This is a genomic window from Streptomyces sp. Isolate_45, from assembly GCF_024721315.2.
Classification (GTDB): Bacteria; Actinomycetota; Actinomycetes; order Streptomycetales; family Streptomycetaceae; genus Streptomyces.
Genome location: NZ_JANFAK020000319.1, coordinates 1 through 3099, shown reverse-complemented (window position 1 = coordinate 3099; position 3099 = coordinate 1). Strand labels below are relative to the sequence as shown.

General features: G+C 71.6%; 4 protein-coding genes and 1 pseudogene. All 5 read right to left on the bottom strand.

Features of this window, described 5'->3' with window-relative positions; all coding sequences use genetic code 11:
- A pseudogene (locus NOD94_RS40660) lies at nucleotides 1-347 on the bottom strand (hypothetical protein); the annotation flags it as partial.
- A gap of 205 nt (nucleotides 348-552) precedes the next feature.
- On the bottom strand, nucleotides 553-936 hold the full coding sequence (locus NOD94_RS40655) for a DUF6113 family protein (protein WP_281211273.1): 384 nt from the start codon (nucleotides 934-936) through the stop codon (nucleotides 553-555).
- Nucleotides 933-1835: an N-acetyl-1-D-myo-inositol-2-amino-2-deoxy-alpha-D-glucopyranoside deacetylase gene (mshB, locus tag NOD94_RS40650; RefSeq protein ID WP_281211272.1), complete on the bottom strand. Its 903-nt coding sequence runs from the start codon at nucleotides 1833-1835 to the stop codon at nucleotides 933-935. The genes NOD94_RS40655 and mshB overlap by 4 nt, the downstream gene beginning before the upstream one ends.
- A 22-nt stretch (nucleotides 1836-1857) precedes the next feature.
- Nucleotides 1858-2052, bottom strand: a complete 195-nt coding sequence (locus NOD94_RS40645) for a hypothetical protein (protein ID WP_030226073.1) — start codon at nucleotides 2050-2052, stop codon at nucleotides 1858-1860.
- A 429-nt stretch (nucleotides 2053-2481) separates the two neighbouring features.
- A partial coding sequence (locus tag NOD94_RS40640; RefSeq protein ID WP_281211271.1) for an ABC transporter ATP-binding protein occupies nucleotides 2482-3099 on the bottom strand: 618 nt, incomplete at its 5' end.

Genomic DNA, 3099 nt, shown 5'->3' with positions numbered 1-3099 from the left:
CGCACGGGCGGCGCGGACCGCACCGGAGCCGGTGCGGGCGCGGCCTGGATCGGCTCGGGCCCGGCGGGCTGTTCGGTGTCCCTCACGGGCTTGCGCACGACCACGGGCGGGATCGGCCGCGAACCCGGAATGTTGATCCGGATACGGGTCGTCAGGGTGGTCTCGGTCTTCGGCCCGTCATTGTCGGGCGTGGACGGGTTCGACGTCACAGGGTTCTCCTCCGGGGCGGTCGCCGCGGCGTCCGTGGACGGGTAGTGGCCGGTTCCGTACGGCGGTGTACCCGAGGGGTAGACGGCTCCACCGTGCCCTGTGGGCCCGGGGGGCGAACTGTCGGTTTCACGACTCAAGGCAGGTTCTCCCGGTTGGCTCCGCCGCCCGTCATACCGTGCGCGGGCAGCTCGGCGGCCCGTCCACCATACTGGCCGTCGCCCGCGCACAACTGTCCCCCAGGAATCCAGGGTTCCTCTTGACCGTCCGCGCGACCCGGCCCGAGGGTCCGTCAAACCCCCTCAAGCCGTCCCCGATCGGGGTCCCGAGGAGTGGGACGGACCGTCAACCGCGCGGTCGCGCGGCCGAAACGGGACGGTCCGGGGACAGCCTCATCGTGGCGCAGATCACAGCGATCGCACTACCACCCAAAAGGTATGCGTACATACCGATTCCGGATGAACCGAGCAGGAAATCGCCCTCCGGGCGCGGAAGACTGAGCACCACGTACGAGATGAACCAGCCGATCGCCGCCGCACCCACGCCGATTCCCGTGCCGGTCGAGATCCGGCCGGCGAGGAAGAGCCCGAAGAGGGCCAGCAACGCGAGCAGCAGCCCGCCGGGGAACCACAGGTCCACCACGAGCCAGCCGGCCGCGCCGGTGATCGCTCCGAGGACCAGCAGGCCGAGCAGGACGGCGACGCGTCCGGGCGTCCACGCGGCGGTCACGCGTCCACCCCCGCGAAGAGGTCGCGCTCGCGGACGCCCGCCGGGGAGCCCGGCTCGCCGGTGGCCAGTTCGTAGTACTCGCGGGTGAACAGCGGCTGGGCCAGATCGTTGGAGAGGGCGAAGAAGGAGCCGTCGACGGCGACCTGGGTGACGTGGGCGCGCATGGCTGCCGCCTTGGCCGCCGCGAAGTCCTGTCCGTCGTCGTCGCCGATCTCGGCGGTGATCCGTTCGTCGGCCACCACTCCCGGGACGTCCTGCGGGGTCGCGAGGCCGGGGAAGGGCGTCGTGTCCCGGGCGCCGGCGAGCCGGGCGAAGCCCTCGTCGACGACCGAGCGCGGGACGCGGTTCCAGTAGATCTTGTCGATGGCGTGCGGGGCGCCGAGCTCCGGCCGGTACCCGGCCCCGGCGGCGAGCTCCGCCGCGCGCGTCGCGACGCGGTGGGCCTGGATGTGGTCGGGGTGGCCGTACCCGCCGTCCGGGTCGTAGGTGACGAGGACCTGGGGGCGCAGCTCGCGGATCACCTCCACGAGGTACCCGGCGGCCTCGTCCAGGTCGGCGGACCAGAAGGCACCCGGGCGGACGTTCTGGGGGGCGCCCATCATCCCGGAGTCCCGGAAGCGGCCCGGGCCGCCGAGGAAGCGGTGGTCGGCGACCCCGAGTTCCTTCATGGCCGCGGCGAGTTCGCCGACCCGGTAGGGGCCCAGCGCGTCCTCGCGGTCGGCCGTCAGGTGGGCCAGGCCCGGCGGGATGACCTCGCCCTCCTCGCCGAGGGTGCAGGTCACCAACGCGACGTGAGCGCCCTCGGCCGCGTACTTGGCCATGGTGACGCCGTTGTTGATGGACTCGTCGTCCGGGTGCGCGTGCACGAGGAGCAGCCGGCGGGCGGGAAGACCGTTCATGGGTTCAGCCTACGAGCCGGACCTACAACTTGAGGCCACTGATCATGCTCGCCACGTTGGACGTGAGCTGGCTGAGCGTCGGAGCGATCGTCGAGCTCGCCAGGTAGAACCCGAGCAGTACGCAGACGAACGCGTGCCCCGCCTTCAGTCCCGACCTCCGGACCAGAAGGAAGACGACGATCGCCAGCAGCACCACGGCCGAGATCGAGAGTGCCACGGCGGTTCACCTCCACGTCGAGCGGACATCGGTACGCGTTTCCCTGCGCGCGCGGCGAGGTCATACCCACCGTGCGCTACGGATCATAACTATCCGTACCAGCGTATCGATCGAATTCCGGCAGCACGAGGGGCGTACGGCGGACACGGACGGGGGCACGAAAACGCCGGCCGGGGAGGCTGCGCGCCTCCCCGGCCGGCTGTCGGCACCCGCACGGCCGCACCCACCCAGGGTGCCCGGCCCAGATCTCGGGTCAGAAACGGTCAAGTTGCCCCCGTGTAAAGCGTGTTGCCGTTACGGCAGTCACGGGAGCGCGATCTGCGGCCGAGGCTGACGGGTGGCCAAAAATGATCGGCGGAAGGGGTCGCTCCGGGCGGTCCGCAGGGGTCCGCGGGGGTGTCCGGAGCGGGCTTCCCGGGACAGGCCGGGCTAAACCTGAGCCTGGGGCGGCGGCGCGGGCGGTTCCGGGGACGGCGGGACCACCTGCTTCTCGGCCGCGAAGTGACAGGCCGACGGGTGGGCGGCCGGACCCGAGGGGAAGACCGTCGGGATCGCCAGCAGCGGCTCCTCCTCGGCGCAGCGCGCCTCGGCCTTCCAGCAGCGGGTGCGGAAGCGGCAGCCCGACGGCGGGTTGGCCGGCGAGGGAACGTCGCCGGAGAGGATGATGCGGTCCCGGTGGGCGCGGGCCCGCGGGTCCGGCACGGGCACGGCGGAGAGCAGCGCCTGGGTGTACGGGTGGGTGGGGTGCTCGTAGATCTGGGTGTCGGAGCCGATCTCCACGATGCGGCCCAGGTACATGACGCCGACCCGGTCGGAGATGTGGCGGACGATCGAGAGGTCGTGCGCGATGAACACGTACGACAGGTCGAACTCGTTCTGGAGCCGTTCCAGCAGGTTGACCACCTGGGCCTGGACGGAGACGTCCAGGGCGGAGACGGGCTCGTCGGCGACGATGACCTCCGGCCGGAGGGCGAGGCCGCGGGCGATGCCGATGCGCTGGCGCTGGCCGCCGGAGAACTGGTGCGGGTAGCGGTTGATGTACTCCGG